This is a genomic window from Janthinobacterium sp. Mn2066, from assembly GCF_049319705.1.
In the GTDB taxonomy this organism is placed as follows: Bacteria; Pseudomonadota; Gammaproteobacteria; order Burkholderiales; family Burkholderiaceae_D; genus Janthinobacterium.
In genome coordinates this window covers 204,860-228,888 of sequence record NZ_JBMOUF010000001.1, presented here as the reverse complement: position 1 = coordinate 228,888, position 24,029 = coordinate 204,860, and the positions used below count along the sequence as shown (strand labels likewise).

The window sequence follows — 24,029 nt, the reverse complement described above, 5'->3', positions numbered from 1 at the left end:
GTTTCCTGTTGGCAGGACTACAGCACCTCCAGTTGCGGCCCCCGCATGCCCACCAGCAAGGCGCGCCCATCAGGCATCACGCGGAACTCGCCATACCGGGCTTTATCCCAACGCGCCGCTTCGCCTTCCTTGAAAAACCAGGCATCGCTGACCAAGACCCAACTACCATTTTTTGGCGTCAGTTCCATCAGGAATTCACCGGGCAGCAGCGGCTTGCCATCGGACAGGCGCGCTATCTTTGCCACACCACGTCCGTCACGCGTAGCCACCACATGGGGACGACCGGCGGCCTCATGCACGCTGGCCTCGACGGAGAGCATGCCCAGTTGCAGGAAATTGAGGCGCATATAGTCGCCCTGCATCAGGGAACGGGGATCGACGGGCGCCAGTTCCACAAACACAGGCTCACCCTTGGCGATCAATTGCTCTTTTTGCCAGATACCGCCGTTGGCCACGAATAGCACCAGCAGCAAGCCTGCCAGCAAGCAAAATTGCGAGACACGGCCATGCTGCAGCTTGCCCGCCGCCGAACGTTCGGCCAGATACAGCAGCGTGCCCCGCGTGACCAGCCACGCCAGCACGCACAGCACGAGGCCAGCCACGGCCAGCAGCGCCGCCTTGCTGGCCAGCGGCCAGGCCAGCTGGTAATAAAAGCTGCCGATGATCCAGGCAGCTGCCACTGCCGCAGCGGTCGCCACGCGGGTGCGTCCGCTTGCCATGCAGTAAGCCAGGATCAGCAGCACGGGGCCCAGCGCCGGCATACACCCGGCCAGTACAATCAACACCAGCGCCACGCCGATGGCGGGCAGTTGGCGCAGGGAAGGCCAATGCCGGAACAGCCATGCAGCAGCGGCCAGCGCCAGCAGCGCCGATAGGCCAGGCAAGGTCAAACTATACCAGCCGCCACCGTCATACCGGGACAGTTCATGCGTGGCAACACCCGCCATACCATCATCCAGGCTGGCGCCCAGCATGAAGGTCATGCCCGACCAATTGATCAGGCCCAGCAAGATGGCCAGCACCCAGCCGGTGGAGATGGATTCGATACCAGCAGCCACGGGCGCACCACGGCCATCATTAAAAACCTTGCTTTGCAGCCAGTGCACGCCCAGCCAGACGGCCAACGCCAATATCCATGCACCAAACAAAACCAGAGGATCACGGTCATATCGCCAGTCGTGCTCGAAAGCGCCTATGCCCAATGCAAGAGCGCCACAGGCCAGTACACCGAGCAGCACGCGCAGCCAGTCGCGTGGCAAGACGGCAGCGACCAGCAGACACAAGGCACTGAGCAGCAAATACGGGGACGGACCAGACAGGTCGCGGAATAGCGCATAGCCCAGCAAGCCGCCGCCCACCAGCAAACAGGGTACGGCCAGTTGTTCGACAAACAGGGGGGTATCGCGCGCGCGTATCACCGATACGGCACCGACCAGCACGATGAGTCCCACGACATAAGCGCCCTGCCCCTGCCGCATCGTACTTTCCATTCCGAAACCGAGCGCCAGCATCAAGGGGATGGCGGCCAGCCAGGCGCCGAATGCCGTCATCAGTACCAGCGGCCACGGCCGCACGTCCTGCACCGGGCGCACAGTACCATCTGGCAACAGACCGGCATGCATGGCGTCGGCGATCAGGGTATCGAGCGCATCGATTTGAGGCTGGCTCATGCTGCCTCCTGGCGTGTGCGCCATAAGATACCTTGTACGGTGATCGCCAGTGAGAAGGCGGCCAGCAGACCCAGCAGGACCAGGCCGCCGATACCATCACCACTTCCACTGAGTAGCGCGCGTCCCAGGCCGCCCGCCAGCAGGACATTGAGACCGAGCGCGACGGCGCTCAAGCCGAACACATCAAATAGCTGCTGTGTCGCCAGCAAGGCACAGGCGACAGCCAGCAAGCCCAGGCCTGCCCAGTATGGCGTACCCAGCTCGTTGCTGAACAGGGCGCTGATGGCGGTGCCTGTGATCAAAATGGTGGCCAGTACCAGGCCCAGGCGCAAGGTCCAGGAACCGGCCCCCGTCCAGCGTGCCAGCAGCGGCGACACAAAAGCGCAGGCCAGCAGCTGCACCAGCCAGCCGGTGAGGAAAATGCCCAGGTCAGCCGAATCGATGCGCCAGCGGTGGCCCGCCTGCGCCTGCATCCACAGGGCGGCGGCCGAGGCCAGCACCAGCATCCACGGTGTCCACAGCACATCGCTGCGCGCCACCAGGCATAACGGCAAGGCCAGCACGGCCCAGACGGCAAACAATTGCCATGGGTCGGCGCCCGTCTGGTAAGTTTGGCCGAAATACGCAAACAGGCCGCCTATGGACAGCATGGCGACCAGCAACAAGGGTATGCGTGCCTTCGGCACGAAGAAGGCGCCTAGACAGGCGGCAAGAAACACCGCTTGCAGCAAGGCAAAGCGGCCCATGCGGCCCAGCTCTTCCCAATTGGCGGCGACCCAGAAGATCAATCCCAGGCCCAGCAAGGCAGCGCCCAGCACGGCCACGCCGCGCGGCAGCCAGTAGCTGAGCCTTGACGGTTCGCGCTGGAAACCAGCCAGTGCATGCAATTGCGCCGTCTGTTGGGCGTCCAGTGCATTTGTCGAGGCGAGTTGATACACGGCGAGGCGTAAATCCATCGTCTGCTTCCTTCCAGAGAGATTGAGACTACGGGCGGTATCAGCGCTCGACCGTCACGCCGCGCCAGAAGGCTAGGTGGCCGGCAATTTGCTTAGCGGCATCTTTAGGTTCTGGGTAATACCAGGCTGCGTTGGGATTGGTCTGGCCGTCGACGACCAGGTCGTAATAGCTGGCGGTGCCCTTCCACGGACAGACTGTCGTATGGCTGCTGGGGCGCAAGTACTCCTGCTTTACCGCCGAGACAGGAAAATACACATTGTTTTCAACGATCTCTATCTGATCGTCGGTGGCTTGCGCGATGATCGCGCCGTTCCAGCGTGCTGTTGGCATAAGACTATCCTCCTTTGGCGAGTGTAGCGCAAAAGGAGGGGCTTGGCACACGCCATACGCGCTGCAATCAATTGCCGGCGATGATCTGGCGCAAGGCTTGCTCGAATACCTCAGGCGGCTGGCCGCCAGAAATCAGGTGGCGCTCGTTGATGATGATGGCCGGTACGGAATTGATGCCGTTCTGCTGATAAAACTGTTCGCGCTCGCGCACTTCCCTGGTGTAGGCGCCGGAAGTGAGCACTTCGGCTGCCTTGGCCGTATCGAGACCCACTTCGCCCACTACTTTGAGCAGCAGCTCGTGCGAGGAAGGATTTTCGCCCTGCGTGAAATACGCATCGAACAGGGCCATTTTGAGTTCCTTCTGGCGCCCTTCCAGTTCGGCCCAGTGCAGCAAGCGGTGGGCGTCAAAAGTGTTATAGATACGGCCACGTTTATCCATGGCAAACGTAAAACCCAGCGCTGCGCCGCGCGCGCGGATCGCTTCGCGCGATTGCGCCATCTGTTCTTCGGTGGAACCGTATTTCTGGGCGATATGTTCACCGATATCCTGGCCTTCGGGCGCCATGTTGGCATTCAATTCGAAGGGCTGGAAATGGATTTCGGCCTGGGCCGTGTCTTTCAGCTTGTCCAGCGCCTGCTCCAGCGACTTGAGGCCTATCACGCACCAGGGGCAGGAAACATCGGAAACGAAATCGATACGGACGGGAACAGGAGTAGACATGTGGCAACCTTTGCGCGAGTCGGTGGCAGCCGCACGGTGCGGCGCCGCAAGCCCAGCATATGCGTGCGGCGCCACAAAAATCAAGCGTTTACTTTTTCTTGAGCGTCGCCTTGGCTGCCTCTTTCTTGCCGCCGATCTTGCTTTCCTTGCCAGAGAGCAAGTTAGCGATATTCTGGCTATGGCGGTAGGCAAGCAGCACGCTCATGGCGATCACGGCCAGCAAGATGGGGTCGACGCCGAACAGCAGACCGTAATAAAACGGTGCGAACAAGGCCGCCACCAGCGCCGCCAGCGAGGAATAGCGGAAGGCGTAGGCGATGATCAGCCAGGTCGCCAGGGTGGCCAGGCCCAGCCAGACATTGATACCCAGCAACACGCCCAGCGCCGTGGCCACGCCCTTGCCGCCGACGAAGCGGAAGAAGACCGGCCACAGATGGCCAAGGAAGACGGCAATCGCCACCAGCGCTACGGCCGTGTCGCCCACGCCCAGCGCACTGTCGAAGTGCGCGGCCAGGAACACGGCCAGCCAGCCCTTGGCGCCGTCGCCGAGCAGGGTCATGATGGCGGCGCCTTTATTGCCGCTGCGCAGCACGTTGGTCGCGCCCGGATTTTTCGAGCCATAAGTGCGCGGATCGGCAATGCCGAAGACCTTGCTCATCACCACGGCAAACGATATCGAGCCGAGCAAGTAAGCGGCCACTGTCATTGCCAAGGTTGTGATTACTGGATTCATTTGTTCCCTTTGTTAATTATTTCCCTGACATCGAGGCCAGGGCAGCAGAATATACACCAGGTGGTAGCCCGGCCATCAATCTTTCAAGGCGCATTGCACGGGCTTGGCTTGCAATAAATCAAGCAGCACCTGGGGCGCCAGCGAGACCAGGAAACCGCGCCGGCCGCCATTGATGTAGATGCGCGGCAAGGCCAGAATGGTTTCTTCCACGTAGACGGGCATGGCCTTCTTGGTACCGAACGGCGAGGTGCCGCCGATCATGTAGCCGGAATGGCGCTGCGCCACTTCGGGCTTGCACGGTTCGACCGACTTGCAGCCGATAGCGCGCGCCAGGTTCTTGGTCGAAACCTTGCAATCGCCATGCATCAGCACGATAAGCGGGCGCGCCGCCTCGTCCTGCATTACCAGTGTCTTGATCACTTCGTGTTCCGGCACGCCCAATTCACGCGCCGAGACGCTGGTGCCGCCGTGTTCCTCGTAGGGATACGGGTGTTCATTGAAGGAAACTTGATGCTTGCGCAGCATCTGCGTCGCCTGGGTTTCGGAAATATGCTCTTTTTTAGCCATGCGTGATACGCTGATCGTTCAGTGAGGAGTGCTAATTATGCAGGAAGAAATCCGCTTTGCCACATTCAATGTCTGCAATCTTGCTCCTGCCGGAACAAAATTGTATGACAACCTGGAACCGTTGACGCAGGTGCAATACGAGGCCAAGCGCGAATGGACGGCGCGGCAGATCGACTTGCTCGACGCCGATGTGATCGGTTTCCAGGAAGTGTTCTCGCAAGCGGCCCTGCGCGACGTGCTGGCCCACACCCGCCACTACCGCGACGCCACGCAAGCGGGCATCGATGCGGTCGATGGCCATGGGCGCATGCTGCCTTCGGTGGCGCTGGTCTCGCGTTTGCCGCTGGCCGGGCCCGGCATCGCCTATGCCACCTTCCCGGCCGGCATCAGCTTACCAAACGAGGGCCAGGCCAGCGATCCCAGCCTGGCGCGCTACGCGCGCGCGCCCCTGCACGTGCAAGTCGTGTTGCCTGGCGGACACCTGACCGACGTGCTGGTGGTGCATTTAAAGTCGCGCCGGCCCGATTATCGCAATGGCGATGGCAATACCGTGCTCAACTATGCACTGGCCAACCTGCGCTCGCTGCAGCGGCGCGGCGCCGAAGCGGTAGCGCTGCGCGTGCTGGCGAGCGAACTGGGCCACAGCGGCCGTCCGCGCATCGTGCTGGGCGACTTCAACGACATCGCCAATGCCGTCACTACCGCCATCGTGATGGGCGCCGGCGCGCCCGACGAAAAGCCGGAAGAAGCAGGCCTGGCCAACCATATGCGCGAGCGGCTGTACGACAGCAACGCCATCCAGCTGCGCCAGGATTATCTGCGCCATGCGGGCTACACGAATATCCACGACAGCGCCTACATGACGATCGACCATATCCTGGTCTCCGAGCATTTCCACCCCGCCTCGCCACGCGCCATCGGCCTGGTGCTCGACGTGATTTACCTGAACGACCATTTGCTGCAGGCCCTGCCGCACGCATCCGACCATGGCCAGGTGCTGGTCCGCCTCAAGCTTCTGGGCAATATCGGCTAGGCAAGCAAGGTTGCCAGGGCGCTAGCAGCCACTTGCGCGCTGGCATGATATCCCTGGTACTGGTGGCAACCCTGTTGCCGCAGGTAAGCCAGCTGCTGCGGCGTTTCCACCCCTTCCGCGATCACGGTCAGCTGCAAGGTGCGCGCCATGGCGATGATGGTGGCCGCCACCGCCGTATCGGCCGGCTCGCCCTCCGCGCCTGGTAAAAACGAGGGATCGATCTTCAGCCTGTCCACCGGGTAATGGCGCAAGTTCGCCAGCCGCGAATAGCCGGTGCCGAAATCGTCGATGGTCAGGGTAATGCCCAGCGCACGCAATTGCGCCAGCACTTCGGCCAGGCGCACGCCGCCTCTCATCAAGGTCGTTTCCGTCAATTCCAGCGCCAATGAGGTGGCGGGCAAGCCCGATACGCGCAGCGCTTCCTGCACGCTGCCCAGCAAATTATTCTGGATACATTGCACGGAAGACAAATTCACCGACACGCCCAAGGCATGGCCTGCGTCATGCCAGGCCCGCGCGCGCAGGCAGGCGTGGCGCAAGACCCAGTGGCCGATCGGCACCATCAAGCCGCATTCTTCGGCGGCCAGCAGGAAACGTGCCGGCTTGAGCAAGCCCCGTTGCGGATGCTGCCAGCGCAGCAAGGCTTCCGCGCCAACCAGCGCCCCACTGGCAATCTCGATCACAGGCTGGAATTCCAGCACGAATTCGCTGTTACCCAGGGCATCGCGCAAGCCTTGTTCCAGGCTGGCCCGCTCGATGATCTGGGCATTCATTTCCGCATTGACGAACTGGAAATTATTACGCCCCAACTGCTTGGCGTGATACATGGCCGTATCGGCGTTGTGCATCAGGCTATCGATATCGGCCCCGTCGCTGGGAAATATGGCCACGCCGATCGAGGCCGACACCTGCAATTCATAAGCGCCCAGCTGGTACACCTGCGTGACGGCTTGCAGCACGCTGGCCGCCACGTGGGCCGCCTGGTCGACACCGCCCACCTCGGCCAGGATGATGACGAATTCATCGCCGCCATGGCGGCTGACGGTATCGACGCTGCGCACGCAGCGCACCAGGCGCCGGGCCACTTCCTTGAGCAGCAGATCGCCCACATGATGGCCCATGCTGTCGTTGATGTGCTTGAAGTGATCGATATCGAGATACAGGATGGCCAGCATGCTCAACTTGCGCCGCGCCGCCGCCAGCGCCAGCGACAGCCGGTCCAGCAGCAGCACGCGGTTCGGCAAATCGGTCAGGAAGTCGTGCTCGGCCAGGTGGCGCGTCTGCTCTTCGCTGCGTTTGCGCTCACTGATATCGCTGAGGATCGCCATATAGTTGCTGACCTGCCCCTGATCGTCGCGGATGGCCGTCAGCGACAGCCAGGCCGGGTAGCGCGCGCCGCCCTTGCGTTGCGCCACAATTTCCCCTTGCCAATAACCATGCTGGGCCACCCTATCCCACAGGGGCGCATCGAGCGCTTGCTGCTCGGAGTCAAAAGGCTGGCCTTTCAGCTCATCGGCGCCATAGCCGCTGATCTCGCCGTAGGCAGGGTTGATACTCAGCACTTTTTGTTGCTGGTCCATCACGACGATGGCTTCGCGCGCATGCTCGACTACTTGCGCCGCCAGATAGAGCGAACGCTCGGCCAGTTTGCGCTCGGAAATATCGCGTATCACCGCATAAAACAGATAGCTATGGCCCAGGGTAATCGAGGTGAGCAAGACTTCGCTCCAGAACGGCTCGCCCGAACAGCGCAGGTATTGCCACTCATACCGCCAGTTGCCCGCCGCATGCGCCTGGGCCGCCATGTGCGTGCCCAGCACGGCCGATGTCTTGCCGCAGGCCTGCTGCGGCGGCGAGAAATCGCTGAGACGGCGCCCGATCAGGCGCTGCCGGTCTACACAGACAAACAGGGCGATGGCGGCGGGGTTGAGTTCAACGATGACTTCATTGCGTAGCAGCAAAATGGCGTCGGACGATTTTTCAAATAGCTGGCGAAAATTGTCCGCCATCAACAACAGGGCGCTGACCGACATGCCCTGCTGCTGGTTGCCCGTAATATCGACATCGATGCAGAATACCTGCTGCACGCGCCCGGCCTGCAGCACGGGGAACAGGCTGGAGCAGATACAGCGCGGTGCAATCTCATCGGCGCCCAGCTTCCACAGCCGCAAGGACCTGGCCTTGCCTGTTTGCCAGACGCTGGCCAGTTCGTCGGCAAAACCGGCGCCATCGGCTAGGCCTGGCGCCGCATCCGGCACGGCGCCGCCAGACCAGTCGCCAGCGACGCTGCGCCAGTGTTGTCCCATCGCCTGCCCCGTGCTCACCCCATACAGGCGCGCTGCGCCGGCGCTCCAGTAGCGCACGAAACCTTCGCGGTCCAGGCCGCGCACGGCCATGCCGGGCGCCTGCTCGACGGCCTCGATCAGGATGGACAGCAAGTCCAGCGCGCTGGCGGCCGGCCCCATGCCAGGCTCGGCAGGGGCCAGCAAGCGGCCCGGCGATGCGGCGGGTCCGGCAATCCGATCAGACATCAAGTCCCTCCGCGTCACGGCGCTAGCACAAGCAGCGGCCCGCCCGGCCTGTCCGGTAGTGCCGCCATCCCATCCATTCTTGCGCGCCACGGAATCGGCCCATTGACACGGCTCAAGCGTGCCGGCTGGCTTCATCTGCCATTTTTGCATTCCATGCCCGTTTTTGTGCACTCTGTCGCATTTGCATGGCGAGTCCGCCAACAACTTCATAAAGTAGCAACATGCGTATCATCGTGATCGGGCGCAAGCGGCAGGCGTGCCGTCTGCGTCCAGCATGGTGATACGCTACCCGAATTCCCTGGCCAGCCATCGCCGGAGCCGTATTGAGATCACGCGCCGGACCTTTCCGTTCAAGCTTGCGCAGCCTCCATCAAAAGAGCCTTATGAAAAACGAGACCTTGCCCCCACTACCCGCCTCCGCCCACCCTGCCAGCCGCACCCGCCGCTGGCGCGCTCCTGTCCTGATCCTGCTTGTCGTGGGCCTGGCCGGCGGCGGCTGGAGCGTGATGCAATCGAGACAGCAAGCCGCCAAGGTTGCCGAAACGCAAGCGAGCAAGAAGAAGCAAGCCGACAAGACGCCCGTGCATGAGCTGGCGCAGGGCGACGTGGCCGCCATCGATGCGCGCGCGCTGTCCGTCAGCCTGCCTTTATCAGGTTCGCTGGCGCCGTTGACGCAAGCCACCATCAAGGCCAAGGTGTCCGGTGAAATCCACGAAACAACGGTGCGCGAAGGCCAGCAGGTGGCGGCCGGACAAATCCTGGTGCGCCTCGATGCGGCCGACCAGCGCGCCCGTCTGACGCAGCAGCAAGCCATGCTCGATGAAGCGCAGGCGCGCCTGTCGATGGCGAGTAAAAACGAAGCAAATAGCCAGGCGCTGCTCAAGCAAAAATACATTTCGCAAACGGCCTACGACACCACGCAGAACTCGGTGGACCTGGCGCGCGCCAGCGTCAAATCGGCAGCCGCCATGGTCGATATCGCCCGCATCGCGCTGGCCGACACCGTGATCCGCGCGCCGATGGCCGGCATCGTCAGCAAGCGCCACGTACAGGCTGGCGAAAAGGTGGCGCCCGACATGCCGGTGTACACCATCGTCAACCTGGCGCAACTGACCCTGGAAGCGCCCGTGCCCAGCGCGGAAATCCCGCGCATCAAGATCGGCCAGGACGTGCATTTCAAGGTCGATGGCTTTGGCGAGCGCGATTTCGCCGGCAAGGTCACGCGCATCAACCCGACCACCGAAAGCGGCTCGCGCGCCATGCTGGTGTATATCGCCGTCGACAATGGCGATGGCGCGCTGCGCGGCGGCATGTTCGCCAAGGGCAGCATCGTCACCGAACGCTCGGCAGTGGCGCCGCTGGTGCCATTGACTGCCCTGCGCAAGGACAAGAAAGGCACGGTCGTGTATGCGCTGGTGGGCGGCAAGGTGGTCGAGCAAGTCGTCACCCTCGGCTTGCGCAACGAGGATGAAGGTTATGCCGAAGTGACGGCCGGCCTGGTACCTGGCGCCAAGGTGATCGTCGCCAGGCTCGATGGCGTCAAGCCCGGCCACGCCGTGAAATTTGCCGCGCCCGCCGCGACGCCCGAGGCACAAGCGGCCGTCCTGGCGCAGAAGGGCTAAGCCATGTGGATGACCAAAGTCAGCATACAGAACCCCGTGTTCGCCACCATGGTCATGGTGGCGCTGGTGGTGCTGGGGATTTTCTCGTACCGGGGCCTGGGCGTGGAAAGCATGCCCAGCGTGCAGTTTCCCTTCGCCGCCATCGAAGTAAACTATCCGGGCGCTTCGCCCGAGGCGGTGGAAAACGACATCACGCGGCCGATCGAAGACGCCGTCAATACCGTCAGCGGCATCAAGACCATCCGCGCCAACTCCTGGGAAGGACGCGCCGGCGTCTACCTGGAATTCGAGCTGTCGACGAATATGGACAAGGCCATGCAGGACTTGCGCGACAAGGTCGCGCTGGTGCGCCCGCGCTTTCCCAAGGAAGCCAAGGACCCGTTCATCGCGCGCGCCGAAGGCGACAATGAACGCCCGATCGCCACCATCGTGCTGACCTCCACCGGGCATGACCTGCGCGAGCTGTCGACCATGACGGACCAGATCATCAGCAAGCGTTTCCAGGCGGTGGCCGGCGTGGGCCAGGTGAAGCTGCGCGGCTTGCGTTCGCGACAGATCCTGATCAGCTTGAAACCGATCGAACTCAATGCCCAGGGCATCGGCGTCGATGAAGTGATCCGCGCGATCCAGGCCACCAACACCAATTTGCCGGCCGGCTCCATCAGCCATGGCGCGGCCGAACAGCTGGTGCGGGTGGAGGGCAAGGTCAAGGATGCACGCGAATTTGGCAAGATCATCGTGGCGCGGCGCGCCATCGGCCCCGTCTACCTGGACCAGGTGGCCAGCGTGGTCGATGGCGAGCAGGAAGAACTGTCGATCTCGCGCGTGAATGGCAAGCAGGCCGTGACCATGGAAATCACCAAGGTGCAGGACGCCAACGTGGTCGAAGTGGGCACCGGCATCCTGAAGGTGGCGGCCGAAGTGAAAAAGACCCTGCCGCCCGATATCGACCTGCGCGTGCTCGACGACGAATCGGAGCGCGTGCAAAGCCAGCTCAATAACGTCAAGCGCACCATCATCGAAGGCGCCGTGCTGACCATGGTGATCGTGTTCCTGTTCCTGCACTCGTGGCGCAGCACCATCATCACGGGATTGACCCTGCCGATCTCCGTGCTGGCCAGCTTCATCGCCATGAAAGCGTTTGGTTTTACCCTCAACTTCCTGACCCTGATGGCGCTCTCCCTGTGCATCGGCCTGTTGATCGACGACGCCATCGTGGTGCGCGAAAACATCGTGCGCCACCTGGGCATGGGCAAGAACCACTACAAGGCGGCCAACGACGGCACCAATGAAATCGGCCTGGCCGTGATGGCCACCACCTTCGCCATCGTCGCCGTGTTCGTGCCGGTCGCTTTCATGGACGGCATCATCGGCCGCTTCTTCCTGCAGTTCGGCATCACCGTGGCCGTCGCCGTGCTGGTGTCGCTGTTCGTCAGCTTCACGCTCGATCCGATGCTGTCGTCGGTCTGGCGCGACCCCGTCAAGGACCGTTTTAAATATGCGCCGTGGCTGGGCCGTTTCATGGCCTGGATAGAAACCGGCATCGACCGCCTGCACGTCTGGTATGGCAAGGTGCTGGCGATAGCCCTGCGCTGGCGCAAGACCACGCTGGCCACGGCCCTGGCGCTGTTCGTGGGCAGCCTGATGCTGGTACCGATGATCGGCGGCGAGATGTTCCCGGAAACGGACCAGGGCTGGGTCAACCTGCGCTTCAAGACGCCGGTCGGCTCCAGCCTCGAATACACGGATACCAAGGTGCGCCAGATCGAGGCGGCCCTGAAGGAATTCCCGGAAATCGACAGCCTGGTAGCCAACGTGGGCACGCAGGATGGCCGCAACACGGCCGAAGTGAATTTGAAACTGACGGACATCAAGACGCACAAGCGCCGCTCGCAGCAGGAGCTGGAACGGCTGATCCGCGACCGCTTGACGCCGATAGCCGGCATCACCCTGTCGGTCGGCAACCGCCCCATCTTCATCGCCATCCTGGGCACCGATGAAGGCAAGCTCGATGAAGTGGCGCACCGGCTGATGGACAAGATGCGCACCATCAAGGGCATCGCCGATATCGAATACAGCCAGGAAGGCGCCAATCCATCGACCACGGTGAAGATCAATAACGAGCTGGCCAGCGACCTGGGCCTGTCGGTGCAGCAGATCGGCACCGCCCTGCGTCCCTTCGTGGCGGGCGACACGGTCAGCCACTGGCTGGCGTCCGACGGCCAGAACTACGACGTCAATGTGCAATTGCCGAAATCGGGCCGCCAGAAAGTGGCCGACCTGGCCGACCTGTCGCTGGCATCGAGCAAGCTTGACGAGAACGGCAAGCCGATCATGATCCCGCTGCGCCAGGTGGTCGACTTCGTGCCGTCGTCCAGCCCGCAAGTGCTGAAGCGCCAGGCATTGCAGCGCCGCGTCGCCATCTATGCCGGCGTGCAGGGCCGCCCGGCGGGCGATGTCGACGCCGACGTGCAAAAAGCCATCAAGACGATCGACCTGCCGCCTGGCGTGCGCTTCGACGTGGCCGGCAATGCGCAGCAGATGGCCGAAACCATGGGTGGCGCCATGATGGCTTTGGGGATCGCGGTGATCTTCATCTACCTGGTACTGGCTTCGCAATTCGGCAGCTTCTTGCAGCCGATTGCCATCATGGTGTCACTGCCGCTGTCCCTGATCGGCGTGCTGGCCGCGCTGCTGGTCACGGGCAGCACCCTGAACATCTTCTCGGTAATCGGCTTCATCATGCTGATGGGCCTGGTGACCAAGAACGCGATCCTGCTGGTGGACTTCACCAACCAGCGCCAGCGCGAAGGCCTGGGGCAATTCGAGGCACTGATGGAAGCGGGGCAAGTGCGTTTGCGCCCCATCCTGATGACCACCCTGGCGATGGTGTTCGGCATGCTGCCGATGGCGATCGGCATGGGCGACGGCGGCGAATCGCAGGCGCCGATGGGCCGCGCCGTGATCGGCGGCGTGATCACCTCGACCATCCTGACCCTGGTGGTGGTGCCCGTCGCCTACACCTACCTCGATAGCCTGGGCAAGCGCGCCGCGCGCTTCTTTGGCGGCGGCGCCGATGCCGGGCATGAATCCGAGGCTGCGGTCCACCCTTGATCACGCTCATGGTCCCCGCTCCGGCGGGGACGGTGCTTTCCGTTTCCTGAAGAGATGTTCAGTTGACGAAAAATTCATGGCTCGCTACACTGCGCCCGTTATCAATTGATTGGAGTGATTCGTGGGTACTGGTTCCAGTGACGGTAGTCGATCGCGGTTCGACGATTAAGCCTGGCAAGACGCGGATTTCTCTCCCGCCTTGCCACGGCAAGGTGCGGTTATACAACAGCGGTGCATGGCGCCGCTCCCTCCCCTGCATCGTTGTTCCCATCGGCTACTGACCTATAGTGGCATGGCCGGGCACACTGCCCGCGCCAGACAAGACTCGCCTGTCCTTCCTGCTCACACAGGAGAAAAGAATGATCTGGTATGACTTTGTGCTGCGCGTGGCCGCAGCCCTGACCCTGGGCGCCCTGATCGGCGCCGAACGCCAGCTGCGCCAGCGCATGGCCGGCTTGCGCACGAATGCGCTGGTGTCCGTGGGCGCCTCGCTGTTCGTGATGGTGTCGGTACTTGAAGCCAATCCGGACGGCCGTTTGCGCATCGCAGCGCAAGTGGTGTCGGGGATCGGTTTTTTGGGCGCCGGCGTCATCATGCGCGAAGGCATGACGGTGCGCGGCCTGAACACGGCCGCCACCCTGTGGTGCTCGGCTGCCATCGGCATCCTGTGCGGCCTGGGCTACGCCATGGAAGCGGCCATCGGCACCGGCTTCGTGCTGGTGGCCAACCTGGTGCTGCGCCATATTGCCCAGCGCATCAACGCCCATGGCCTGGCCGCCGGCAGCGAGACGGAAAGCATCTACCGCATCACCGCCGTCTGCGAGGCAGACCAGGAAGTGCTGGTGCGCAAACTGATGCTGCGCATGATCAGCGGCATGCCGGCGCTGATGTTGCAATCGCTGCACAGCGAAGATGCGCCGCAGGCAGGACGCATCGAAGTACGCGCCGACCTGCTGACGCCCTTGTCCAGCCTGGGTTTGCTGGAACAGATCGTCAGCCAGGTCAGCCTGGAAGGCAGTGTCTCGGCCGTGCGCTGGGCGCTGGTCAATAACGCAGAATTTGTCGCAGAGCGAGGTGTATGATGAAATTTTTGAAATCGATTTTCCAGGCAAGCGCCGTCCGTAAAACCCCTGCCGTGACCACCTACCGCCTGACCGTCACCTGCCCCACCACGCAAGCGGACCGCGTCGTGTGCCTGTTGCTGGCCGAGCTCAAAAGCGCCGGCCTGGCGCCGTCGCAAATCCTGCGCAGCTGGGACGAAGACAGGAATGTCGTCAAGCTGATCGCCATGGTGCTGTGCCAGCTGGTGCAGCGCGCCGTGCTGGTGCGCTTCATCAACCGCGCAGGCGCCCTGCCGCAAGTGCGCCAGGTGCGCTGGGAAGGCGTGGCGCCGGCCTGACTACCTGGTTAAACCGGGCCTGGCGCGCCGGGCCTGGCGCGCAGCAGCACCTGTTTCGTCACGCGCTGCAAGGCCGGTTCGCCATGCACGGCCACCAGCCAGGCCAGGCACAGCGAGAAAGCCAGCGCGCCGGCCAGCGCCAGCCAGCGCCCGGCCCCGGCCTGCACCAGGCCGCTCATCAGGTGGGCGCCGGCCACCTGGTGCAGCAGATACAGCGGAAACGTCATCATGCCGGCTGTTTTCAGCAGGCGCAAACACCACTGCGGCAGCGCGTGCAGGCGATGGTTGCGGTTCACCGAAAACACTACCCAGGCCAGCGCGCCCAGCCAGCACAGCACCGGTATCCAGGCTGGAAACGCCGTCCCCGTATCCTGGCCCGTCGCCGCCGACGTGAGCGCGATCTGCAGGCAGCCGGCGGCGCAGAAAAGCACGCACCACAGCCGGTTTTCCCGGCCGGGCCGTTTGACCAGTTCCAGCCACAACAGCACTCCGAGCGCAAAGAAGATACCGTGGTGTACCAGCAGCAGTCCCAGTATCCGCGAGCGGCGCAACTGCGCCATCACGGAGGCAAACTGCCCTGCGCCGCCCGCCTCTGCCGCCCAGGCCAGCAGCCAGAAGGTAGTGCTGACGAGGCCGATGGCGATGGCAAGCCGGTTGATGCGGGAAAATTTGCCGCGCAAGACCAGCAGGAAAACGAGAAAGTAAAAGAAAATCTCGATGCCCAGTGTCCAGTAGGCGTAATCGATCCACGGTGCGACGGGAATAAACAGCACGCTATGCAAAAAGCCCGTCAGCATTTTATAGACGCTCCACTCGCCGCCCGCCACCACGGCGGCCAGCGTGATGCAGGCGCAGATCCACACGCCCGGCCCCAGGCGCACCACGCGGCTGACCAGGAAATCATAGCCGCCAGCCCGCTCGCTGGAAAAGGCAATCACAAAACCGGAAATGACAAAGAAGATTTGTACGCCGACCCAGCCGAAATGGGTGGCGGCAAACAGCTCGGGGAAGGAAATCAGGCGCTGCAGATGGGGCGTGGAGACAGGGGCGGGATCGGCCCAGAACCAGAAACCATAGTGGTAGGCCACCACCAGCATGGCGGCCAGAAAGCGCAGCGCATCGAGACCGACCACGTGGCGGGGATGGATGGGGGAATGGAGCGTCATGGTGCCACCGTCTCTGTGTTGAAACATCATACACAGACGGTATCATTTTTATATTTCCCTTTAATTACAAAATGGATAGCTATCCATTTTGTAATCTGCCATGCCGGCTTACAGCTGCCGCTCGCCGCCAGGCAGGCGCATGGTGAACAAGGCGCCGCCACCGGGCCGGTTCAGCGCCTCGATGCGCCCGCCATAGGCATGCACGATGGCTTGCGACAGGGCCAGCCCCAGGCCGAAACCGGGCGCCTCGCCCGCGCGCGCCCTGGCGCCGCGGTAAAAACGTTCGAACAGGTGTGGTAATTCATCAACACTGATACCGGGACCTGCATCGCTCACGCCCAGCAGCGCATCGTCACCATCGCGCGACAGGTGCACCGTGATCAGGCTGTCGGGCGGCGAAAATTTCACGGCATTGTCGAGCAGGTTGGCCAGCACCAGGTCCACCGGCCCGGGCGCCACGCGGGCGCTGATCCCGGCATCGCCCTCATGCGGCTCCTGCAGCACGATGCGGATGCCCCTTGCGGCCGCCACCGTTTCCAGCCGCCGCGCCGCCGCCAGCGCCAGCGGATACAGGGCCACGGTTTCCACGGCACTGCGGTCCTGGCCCACGTCGAGGCGGGTCAGCATCAGCAATTCCTCCACCAGGGTCGTCAAACGCTGCACTTCATCGAGGCAGGACGCCAGCGCCGACACATATTCGGGCGTCTCGCGCGGGCGGCGCAAGGTGATTTCAATTTCGGTGCGCAAACGCGACAGCGGCGAACGCAATTCATGCGAGGCGTCTGCCGTGAAGCGGCGCTGCGCATCGTAGCCTGTTTCCAGCCGTTCCAGCATGGCGTTCAGGGTATCGACCAGGCGGCCGATTTCATCGGGCGTGCCGGGATGGGGCAAGCGCCGCGCCAGGCTCGCCTCGCCGATAAAATGCGCCTGCTGCACCACGTCGTCTATCGCCCCCAGCACGCGCCGCGTCAGCATCTCGCCAGCCAGGCCGACGGCCGCCAGCAGAGCCAGCGCCATCGCCACGAACAGCATGGTGGCCGAGGTCAGCGTGTGATTGACGTCATCGAGCGAACCGGCCACCTGCACCGCCAGGCGCACGCCCCCGTGACGGACGGGAATCGACACCATGCGCACCGGCTCCTCGCCAAAGCGGGGCAAGGTTTCAAACACGGTTTCGCCGGCGGCCAGGCGCGCCAGCAAGGCAGGATCGGCCGGCAGGCGCGCCGCCTCCAGGTTGCGGCTGCGCGCCAGCACATGGCCCTCGCCATCAATAATCTGCACCAGGCGGTCCAGCCGCGTCAGCGAAGGCGGCGCCATGCCTGGCGCCACTTCATGCACCGTGACGCCCTGGCGCGGGGTGGCTGGCAGCATCGCCATTTCCGTCTCGCCCAGCGCCAGCAGGGCCGCATCGAGCTGGCCGTGCACGGCGCGCGACAAGCCCCAGTAGCCTGCCAGCGCGGTGCAGCTGACAATCGCCAGTATCACCGCCAGGTGTACCAGCAGCAGGCTTTTACGCAGGCTAAACACCGTCGTTTTCCGCCAGGCGGAAGCCGCGTCCGCGCACCGTGTGTATCAGCTGCGGCAAGCCGGGTGCATCGACCTTGCCGCGCAAATTGCGCACGTGGACATCGATCAGGTTATCGATGCCGATCAGGTCAGCCTGCCAGATCTGCTCGGCCAGGCGCGCGCGGCTGACCACTTCGCCGGCCTGGCGCAGCAGGATCAGCAAGATCGCATATTCCTTCGGCGTCAGGTCCAGCACCGCGCCGCCACGCGTGACCTTGTGGCTGACCGGATCGAGCGCCAGGTCGGCCAGCGCCAGCACCAGCGGGCGGCTGATATCGGAGCGGCGCAGCAGCGCACGGATGCGCGCCAGCAGCTCTTCGAACTCAAACGGCTTGGTCAGGTAGTCATCGGCTCCTGTGTTGAGACCCGCTACCCGGTCCGCCGTGGCGTCGCGCGCCGTCAGCATCAGGATGGGCGTCTGGATGGCGCGCGCACGCAAATCGCGGCACAGATCGATGCCTTGTTTTCCGGGTAACATCCAGTCGAGGACGATCATGTCGTAATCGACGGCGTAGCTCTCCTCTTCGCCGTCTTCGGCGCTATGCACCACGTCGACGACAAAACCTTCTTCCTGCAAGCCGCGCGCCAGCAGCCGCGCCGCCTTGCGGTCATCTTCTACCAAGAGGATTCTCATGCCTGTCTTTTCCCGTCATGCTGTGTTTTTCCTGATTTCATTTTACCGCGCCGCGCCTGGCCACGCCGCCAATCTGAAGAAGGATTCAGGAATACTTGGGAAGATCTTCAGGCGTGTGCTGCTATGCTTTTCCAGCGCTGAAAAAGCGGCGCACCAGCCCGTATCAATCAATTCACAGGAGAAAGCGTGGACCCAGACTCGCCTGCCAGCATGTGCCGAAAAGGCCGCCGCTCGATTCCAGCCTGACCGCCGCGCCCCGTGCTTCGCCACGGCACGCCACGGGCCCAGTCATGGACCCGCACGGCAACCTTCTTACGCTCTACCCCTCTTCGGCACCACCCACTGACTGCCCGCCAGCGCCCGCGCGCTGCCGGAACTGGACATGCCTGCGCATGTTCCAGCACAACGCTCATCAATCAATAACAAGGAATACCGGGATGAACTCGACCACCCCTATCTCGCTTGGCGCCTGCAGCCTTTGCGCCATCGCCCTCACCCTCGCTTGCAGCATGCTCGCTGGCTGCGCCAAACAAACCGAGGACGCCGCGCCGCCTGCCGCAGCCAACCATATGGACGATGGCACCATCAGCGTGCCGAACACTTCGCCGCTGCGCCAGCGCCTGCAGGTGGCCGCCGTCACCGAACAGGATATCGCCGTGCAAACCAGCGCACCGGGCGCGATCGAGGCGATGCCGGAAAAACTGGTGAAAGTGACGCCACCGCTGTCGGGCCGCATCCTGCGCCTGCAGCGCGCGCTGGGCGACACCGTCAAGGCCGGCGACGCCCTGTTCACGCTGGACTCGGCCGACCTGAGCGCTGCCTATGCGGACGATAGCAAGGCCCGTTCGGCGCTGCTGCAGGCACGCCAGGAACGCGACCGCCAAAAGACCCTGTTTGAAGCGGAAATCGCCGCCCGCAAGGATTATGAAGCGGCCCAGGCAGCGTTCGACCAGGCGCAGAGCGACGCCCACGCCAGCGCCGACAAGCTGGCCCAGTTCGGCGCCCCTATTGGTGGCTCGCGCCGCGACTATGTGCTGCGCTCGCCGATTGCCGGCACCGTGATCGAGATGAATGGCGCCCAGGGTGGCTACTGGAATGATATCAACGCGCCCGTGATGACGGTGGCCGATTTGTCCACCGTGTGGCTGTCCGCCGACGTGGCCGAAAAAGACCTGGCGCAACTGGCCGTCGGCCAGAGCACGCGCATCACGCTCGACGCCATGCCGGGCCAGGAGTTCGAAGGCAAGGTGGCCTATATCGGCGCCGTGCTCGACACCGATACGCGCACGGTCAAGGTGCGCGTCTCCATCGATAACCGCAGCGGCAAGTTCAAGCCCGGCATGTTCGCCCATGCGGGCTTTGCCGGCGCTACCCGCCGCGTGATCGTGGTGCCGGCCGCCGCCCTGCTGCAAAGCGGCTTGTACACCAAGGTGATGGTCGAGCGCAGCCCGATGCGTTTTGAGCCGCGCACCGTGCAAGTGGGCGCCACCCTGCAAGACCAGGTGGAAATCGTCTCCGGCCTGAAGGCGGGCGAGCGCATCGTGGTCAAGGAAGGAGTGCTGCTCAATGATTGATTCCTTCATCACCACCTGCTTCAAGCGGCGCGGCATCGTCTGGCTGGTGCTGCTGTTCGTCACCGTGTACGGCATCTACAGCTGGAAGCAGCTGCCGATCGAAGCCTACCCCGACATCGCCGACGTCACTTCGCAAATCGTCACGCAGGTGCCGGGCCTGGGCGCCGAGGAAATCGAGCAGCAGATCACCATCCCGCTGGAACGCGCCCTGATGGGCACGCCGGGCATGCACGTGCTGCGCACGCGCAGCCTGTTCGCCCTGTCGCTGATCACCGTGGTCTTCGAAGACGGCAGCGACGGCTATTTCACGCGCGAACGGCTGCAGGAGCGGCTGGCCACCGTCAGCCTGCCGTATGACGCCAAGCCTGGCCTCGACCCCTATACCTCGCCCACCGGCGAGATCTACCGCTACACGCTGGAGTCAAAAACGCGCAGCCTGCGCGAGCTGTCCGAACTGCAGTTCTGGACCGTGATCCCGCGCCTGCAAAAAGTGCGCGGCGTGGCCGACGTCAGCAATTTCGGCGGCCTGACCACGCAATTCACGCTGGAGCTGGACCCGGCCAAACTCAATAGCTATGGCCTGTCGCTGTCGCAAGTCAAAGACGCCATCAACGCCAACAACGTCAGCGGCGGCGGCAGCATCATCGACCGTGGCCAGCAATCGTATGTGGTGCGCGGCGTGGGCTTGCTGCATTCGCTCGACGACATGGGCAACGTGGTGGTCACGGCCAAGAATGGCGTGCCGGTGCTGGTCAAGGATCTGGGCAAGCTCGTCTACGGCAACGTGGAGCGGCGCGGCATCCTGGGCAAGGACAACAACCCCGACACCATCGAAGGCATCACCCTGCTGCTGAAGGATTTCAATCCGTCCGAAGCCCTGACCGGCATCCATGCAGCCGTCGATGACCTGAACCGCAACCTGCTGCCGAAAGACGTCAAAGTGGTGCCCTACCTGGACCGCAGCTCGCTGATCGAGGCGACCTTGCATACGGTGGGATTTACCCTCGGTGAAGGCATGCTGTTAGTCGCCCTGGTGCTGCTGCTGTTCCTGGGCAGCCCGCGCGCAGCGGCCATCGTCGCGCTGACGATTCCGCTGGCCCTGCTGATCGCCTTCATCTTCATGCACCACTTTAAAATTCCCGCCAACCTGCTGTCCCTGGGGGCGATCGACTTCGGCATCCTGGTCGACGGTTCCGTGGTGGTGCTGGAAAACATACTGCGCCGCCGCGAACGCGACCAGGAGCGGCCATTGACCCTGCGCGACGGCATCGAGTCGACCTTGCAGGTGGCGCGCCCCATCATGTTCGGCATGGCCGTCATTATCGCCGCCTACCTGCCCCTGTTCGCTTTCCAGCGCATCGAATACAAGCTGTTTTCACCGATGGCCTACGCAGTCGGTTCGGCCCTGGTCGGCGCGCTGGTGGTGGCCCTGATCCTGATTCCCGGCCTGGCCTGGCTGGCCTTCCGCAAGCCGCGCAAGATGTTCCACAACCGCGTGCTCGAAACGCTGGCCGAGCGCTATGGACGCTTCCTGGACAACATGGTCGGCAAGCGCCGCTGGGTAGCCGTCGTCTGCGGCGGAGCACTGGCCGGGCTGGTGATCCTGGGCGGCACCATCGGCCGCGATTTCCTGCCCTATCTCGACGAAGGCTCCCTGTGGCTGCAAGTGCAGATGCCGCCCGGGATCACGCTGGACAAGGCCTCGGAGATGGCCAGCGAACTGCGCCGCGCCACCTTGGAATTCCCGGAAGTATCGACCATCGTCACGCAGACGGGCCGCAACGACGACGGCACCGATTACTGGACGCCGTCGCACATCGAGGCGAGCGTGGGCCTGCATCCGTATAAAACCTGGAAATCGGGCATGACCAAGCAGGAGCTGATCGCAAAAATGAGCGAGCGCTTCAAGCGCATGCCCGGCTACACGGTGGCCTTCATGCAGCCGATGATCGATGGCGTGCAAGACAAGCTGTCGGGCGCCCACAGCGATCTGACGGTCAAAATCTTCGGCAATGACCTCGATGAAGTGCGTGGCATCGCCGGCCAGGTGGCCGACCTGCTGAAAACCGTGCCGGGCGCCTCCGACGTGGCGGTGGACGTGGAACCGCCGCTGCCCAACCTGAAAGTGGAACTGGACCGCGCAGCAGCGGCCCGCTACGGCATCAACGCAGCCGACGTGGCCGACCTGATTTCCACCGGCATCGGCGGCGCGCCCATCGGGCAAGTGTATGTGGGCGAAAAAAGCTATGACATCGCGGTGCGCTTCCCGGCTGAAGTGCGCTCCAGCCCCGACGCGATTTCCAACCTGATGCTGACCACGGCCGACGGCGCCAAGGTGCCGCTGGCGCAGGTGGCGAAAGTGACCACCACCTCGGGCGAAAGCGTGATCGTGCGCGAGATGGGCAAGCGCCACATCATCGTACGCCTGAACGCCCGTGGCCGCGACCTGGCCAGCTTCCTCGACGAAGCGCGGCCACTGCTGGAAAACAAGCTGCATTACGACCACCAGCGCATCAGCCTCGAATGGGGCGGCCAGTTTGAAAACCTGCAGCGCGCGCAAGCCCGCCTGGCCATCATCCTGCCGATGACCCTGGGCGCCATGTTCCTGCTGCTGTTCGGCCAGTTCCGCAACCTGCGCCAGCCGACCCTGGTGCTGCTGGCCGTGCCGCTGGCGATGCTGGGCGGCCTGGCCGCGCTGCACCTGCGCGGCATGACCCTGAATGTCTCGAGCGCGGTCGGCTTCATCGCCCTGTTCGGCGTGGCCGTGCTGAACGCGGTGCTGATGCTGGCGCAAATCAACCGCTTGCGCACGCAGGAAGGCAAGACCTTGCGCGAAGCGGTGCTGGAAGGGACGCGCGACCGCATGCGGCCCGTGCTGATGACCGCCACCGTCGCCGCGCTGGGCCTGACGCCGGCCATGCTGGCCACGGGCCTGGGCAGCGACGTGCAGCGCCCGCTGGCAACCGTGGTGGTGGGCGGCCTGGTGACGGCCACCGCCCTGACCCTGCTGCTCTTGCCTGCCCTGTATTACCTGATCGAGGCGCGCGTTGCCGCGCGTCCGGCCCAGACCGAAGGAGAAACCGATGATGAAACACTTTAATGTCAATCCCCGCCTGGCGGCCCGCCTTGTGCTGGCCACCACTGTGGCCGCCTTTATGGCGCCGGCCGCCGGCGCGGCCACGCCCCTGAACTTTGCCAGCTACCTGGCGGCGGTGGAAGCCCACAGCCTGGAATTGAAAGCCCAGAACGAAACGGTGACCTCGGCCAAGGCCGGGGTGGGCATCGCCGGCATCCGCCCCGACCCCGAGTTTTCGATCGGCGCCTCGCGCGAAACGGTGAAGTCCGTCGCCAACCGGCCCGTCACCTGGACGCCCACCGTCAGCATGGTGATCGAAACGGGCGGCAAGCGCGATGCGCGCCTGAAGGCGGCCCGCAGCAATGTGCTGCTGGCCGAGGAAACCGTGGCCGGCTTCAGGAGCGAGCTGTATGCCACTGCCGCAGCGGCGTTCACGGAAGCCTGCCGCACGCGCGAAGTGGTGGCCCGCAAGGAGCAAACCATGACCGCCCTCTCAAAAGTGGTGGACGCGAATGGCGTGCGGCGCAAGGTGGGCGACGTGGGCGGCATCGAGCTGCTGCAGTCGCGCGTCGAACGCGACCAGTTCCAGGCCGAGCTGATGCAGGCGCGCAGCGACGCCGACAGCGCCATGCTCAATTTGTCGCCAGCGCTGGGCCAGTCGTTCGAAACCCTGTTCCCGGACGTGCAACTGAGCTGCGACTTCACTGCCTTTGACGCCGGCAGCGTCAGGCAGCTGCTGCCGCAGGCGCTGCGCGAACGCAACGACGTGCGCATCGCCCGCGCCGCCCTGGACAATCAGCGCGACAGCGCCTCGCTGGTGCGCGCCAACCGCTCGGTCGATCCTACCGTCTCGCTGGGCCTGTCGGCCGCACGCGGCTACCACGACAGCGTCGACGCCAATGGCGATGCGGTCGATGGCACGCCGCGCTCGCGCGCACTGAGCCTGTCGCTGTCGATTCCGATTCCGCTGTCGCGGCGCGACAAGGGCGACATCGTGCAGGCCGAAGCAGGTGTCACGCAAGCCATGCTGGCCTTGCGCCAGGCCGAGCTGAAGGCGGAAACGGACGTGCGCACGGCCAGCGTGCAACTGGCTTCGGCGCAGCAGCGCCTGGCGCGCTACCACGACGGCGTGCTGGTCGATGCGCAAAAAGTGGTCGATGGCATCCGCCTGTCCTACTTCAGCGGCAATGCCTCGCTGCTGGAATGGCTGGCGGCCCAGCGTTCGGCCGATGACGCCTATCAGGGATATCTGCAGGCGCGCGCCGATGTGGCGATCGCCAGCACGCAGCTGCAACTGGCCATCGGCCAGCGTCCCACCCTGTAACGGGAGCCTGCC

18 protein-coding genes are annotated in these 24,029 nt (G+C 63.7%); 8 read left to right on the top strand and 10 right to left on the bottom strand.

Annotation, left to right across the window (positions count from 1 at the left end; translation table 11 throughout):
• Positions 1-17: 17 nt before the first annotated feature.
• The 6 genes from ACL9RI_RS01005 to ybaK all read right to left on the bottom strand — a co-directional run bounded on the left by ACL9RI_RS01005 (position 18) and on the right by ybaK (position 4,978).
• The gene (locus ACL9RI_RS01005) at positions 18-1,670 is read right to left on the bottom strand and encodes a GDYXXLXY domain-containing protein (protein ID WP_422724743.1); all 1,653 of its coding nucleotides are present in this window, start codon (positions 1,668-1,670) and stop codon (positions 18-20) included.
• The gene (locus ACL9RI_RS01000) at positions 1,667-2,626 is read right to left on the bottom strand and encodes a DUF2157 domain-containing protein (protein WP_422724742.1); all 960 of its coding nucleotides are present in this window, start codon (positions 2,624-2,626) and stop codon (positions 1,667-1,669) included. The genes ACL9RI_RS01005 and ACL9RI_RS01000 overlap by 4 nt, the downstream gene beginning before the upstream one ends.
• 40 nt (positions 2,627-2,666) lie before the next feature.
• Positions 2,667-2,957 carry a DUF427 domain-containing protein gene (locus ACL9RI_RS00995; protein WP_422724741.1) on the bottom strand — a complete coding sequence of 97 codons (291 nt, stop codon included), beginning with the start codon at positions 2,955-2,957 and terminating at the stop codon, positions 2,667-2,669.
• Positions 2,958-3,024: 67 nt separating this feature from the next.
• Complete coding sequence (locus tag ACL9RI_RS00990) at positions 3,025-3,678, bottom strand: DsbA family oxidoreductase (protein WP_422724740.1); 654 nt, start codon at positions 3,676-3,678, stop codon at positions 3,025-3,027.
• An 88-nt stretch (positions 3,679-3,766) separates the two neighbouring features.
• Positions 3,767-4,411 carry a glycerol-3-phosphate 1-O-acyltransferase PlsY gene (plsY, locus tag ACL9RI_RS00985; RefSeq protein WP_422724739.1) on the bottom strand — a complete coding sequence of 215 codons (645 nt, stop codon included), beginning with the start codon at positions 4,409-4,411 and terminating at the stop codon, positions 3,767-3,769.
• Positions 4,412-4,486: 75 nt separating this feature from the next.
• The gene (gene ybaK / locus ACL9RI_RS00980) at positions 4,487-4,978 is read right to left on the bottom strand and encodes a Cys-tRNA(Pro) deacylase (RefSeq protein ID WP_422724738.1); all 492 of its coding nucleotides are present in this window, start codon (positions 4,976-4,978) and stop codon (positions 4,487-4,489) included.
• 37 nt (positions 4,979-5,015) lie between these two features.
• Here ybaK and ACL9RI_RS00975 point away from each other — a divergent pair, with 37 nt between their 5' ends.
• The gene (locus tag ACL9RI_RS00975) at positions 5,016-6,011 is read left to right on the top strand and encodes an endonuclease/exonuclease/phosphatase family protein (RefSeq protein WP_422724737.1); all 996 of its coding nucleotides are present in this window, start codon (positions 5,016-5,018) and stop codon (positions 6,009-6,011) included.
• Here ACL9RI_RS00975 and ACL9RI_RS00970 read toward each other — a convergent pair.
• Positions 6,008-8,542 (bottom strand): EAL domain-containing protein, encoded by a 2,535-nt coding sequence (locus ACL9RI_RS00970; RefSeq protein ID WP_422724736.1) that lies wholly within the window; start codon positions 8,540-8,542, stop codon positions 6,008-6,010. The two genes, ACL9RI_RS00975 and ACL9RI_RS00970, sit on opposite strands and share 4 nt — an antisense overlap.
• A 383-nt stretch (positions 8,543-8,925) precedes the next feature.
• Between ACL9RI_RS00970 and ACL9RI_RS00965 the strand changes: the two genes are divergently transcribed.
• From ACL9RI_RS00965 to ACL9RI_RS00950, 4 genes are all read left to right on the top strand, one after another.
• The gene (locus ACL9RI_RS00965) at positions 8,926-10,164 is read left to right on the top strand and encodes an efflux RND transporter periplasmic adaptor subunit (protein WP_422724735.1); all 1,239 of its coding nucleotides are present in this window, start codon (positions 8,926-8,928) and stop codon (positions 10,162-10,164) included.
• Between the two features lie 3 nt (positions 10,165-10,167).
• On the top strand, positions 10,168-13,278 hold the full coding sequence (locus tag ACL9RI_RS00960) for an efflux RND transporter permease subunit (protein WP_422724734.1): 3,111 nt from the start codon (positions 10,168-10,170) through the stop codon (positions 13,276-13,278).
• A 359-nt stretch (positions 13,279-13,637) separates the two neighbouring features.
• Positions 13,638-14,360 carry an MgtC/SapB family protein gene (locus ACL9RI_RS00955; protein ID WP_422724733.1) on the top strand — a complete coding sequence of 241 codons (723 nt, stop codon included), beginning with the start codon at positions 13,638-13,640 and terminating at the stop codon, positions 14,358-14,360.
• Positions 14,360-14,677: a hypothetical protein gene (locus ACL9RI_RS00950; RefSeq protein WP_422724732.1), complete on the top strand. Its 318-nt coding sequence runs from the start codon at positions 14,360-14,362 to the stop codon at positions 14,675-14,677. The genes ACL9RI_RS00955 and ACL9RI_RS00950 overlap by 1 nt, the downstream gene beginning before the upstream one ends.
• Positions 14,678-14,685: 8 nt before the next feature.
• On the opposite strand, the gene ACL9RI_RS00945 is transcribed toward ACL9RI_RS00950, so the two are convergent.
• The 3 genes from ACL9RI_RS00945 to ACL9RI_RS00935 all read right to left on the bottom strand — a co-directional run bounded on the left by ACL9RI_RS00945 (position 14,686) and on the right by ACL9RI_RS00935 (position 18,043).
• Positions 14,686-15,843: an acyltransferase family protein gene (locus ACL9RI_RS00945; RefSeq protein WP_422724731.1), complete on the bottom strand. Its 1,158-nt coding sequence runs from the start codon at positions 15,841-15,843 to the stop codon at positions 14,686-14,688.
• Between the two features lie 108 nt (positions 15,844-15,951).
• Complete coding sequence (locus tag ACL9RI_RS00940) at positions 15,952-17,370, bottom strand: HAMP domain-containing sensor histidine kinase (RefSeq protein WP_422724730.1); 1,419 nt, start codon at positions 17,368-17,370, stop codon at positions 15,952-15,954.
• Positions 17,363-18,043 carry a response regulator transcription factor gene (locus ACL9RI_RS00935; RefSeq protein ID WP_422724729.1) on the bottom strand — a complete coding sequence of 227 codons (681 nt, stop codon included), beginning with the start codon at positions 18,041-18,043 and terminating at the stop codon, positions 17,363-17,365. Before ACL9RI_RS00935 ends, ACL9RI_RS00940 begins: the two co-directional genes overlap by 8 nt.
• 437 nt (positions 18,044-18,480) lie before the next feature.
• On the opposite strand from ACL9RI_RS00935, the gene ACL9RI_RS00930 reads away from it, so the two are divergent.
• The 3 genes from ACL9RI_RS00930 to ACL9RI_RS00920 are packed head-to-tail and all read left to right on the top strand — an operon-like array spanning position 18,481 to position 24,017.
• Positions 18,481-19,617: an efflux RND transporter periplasmic adaptor subunit gene (locus ACL9RI_RS00930; protein WP_422724728.1), complete on the top strand. Its 1,137-nt coding sequence runs from the start codon at positions 18,481-18,483 to the stop codon at positions 19,615-19,617.
• Positions 19,610-22,717 (top strand): efflux RND transporter permease subunit, encoded by a 3,108-nt coding sequence (locus ACL9RI_RS00925; RefSeq protein ID WP_422724727.1) that lies wholly within the window; start codon positions 19,610-19,612, stop codon positions 22,715-22,717. The genes ACL9RI_RS00930 and ACL9RI_RS00925 overlap by 8 nt, the downstream gene beginning before the upstream one ends.
• A complete protein-coding gene (locus tag ACL9RI_RS00920) occupies positions 22,701-24,017 on the top strand; it encodes a TolC family protein (RefSeq protein WP_422724726.1) in 1,317 nt (438 codons plus the stop codon). The genes ACL9RI_RS00925 and ACL9RI_RS00920 overlap by 17 nt, the downstream gene beginning before the upstream one ends.
• The last annotated feature ends 12 nt before the right edge of the window (positions 24,018-24,029 follow it).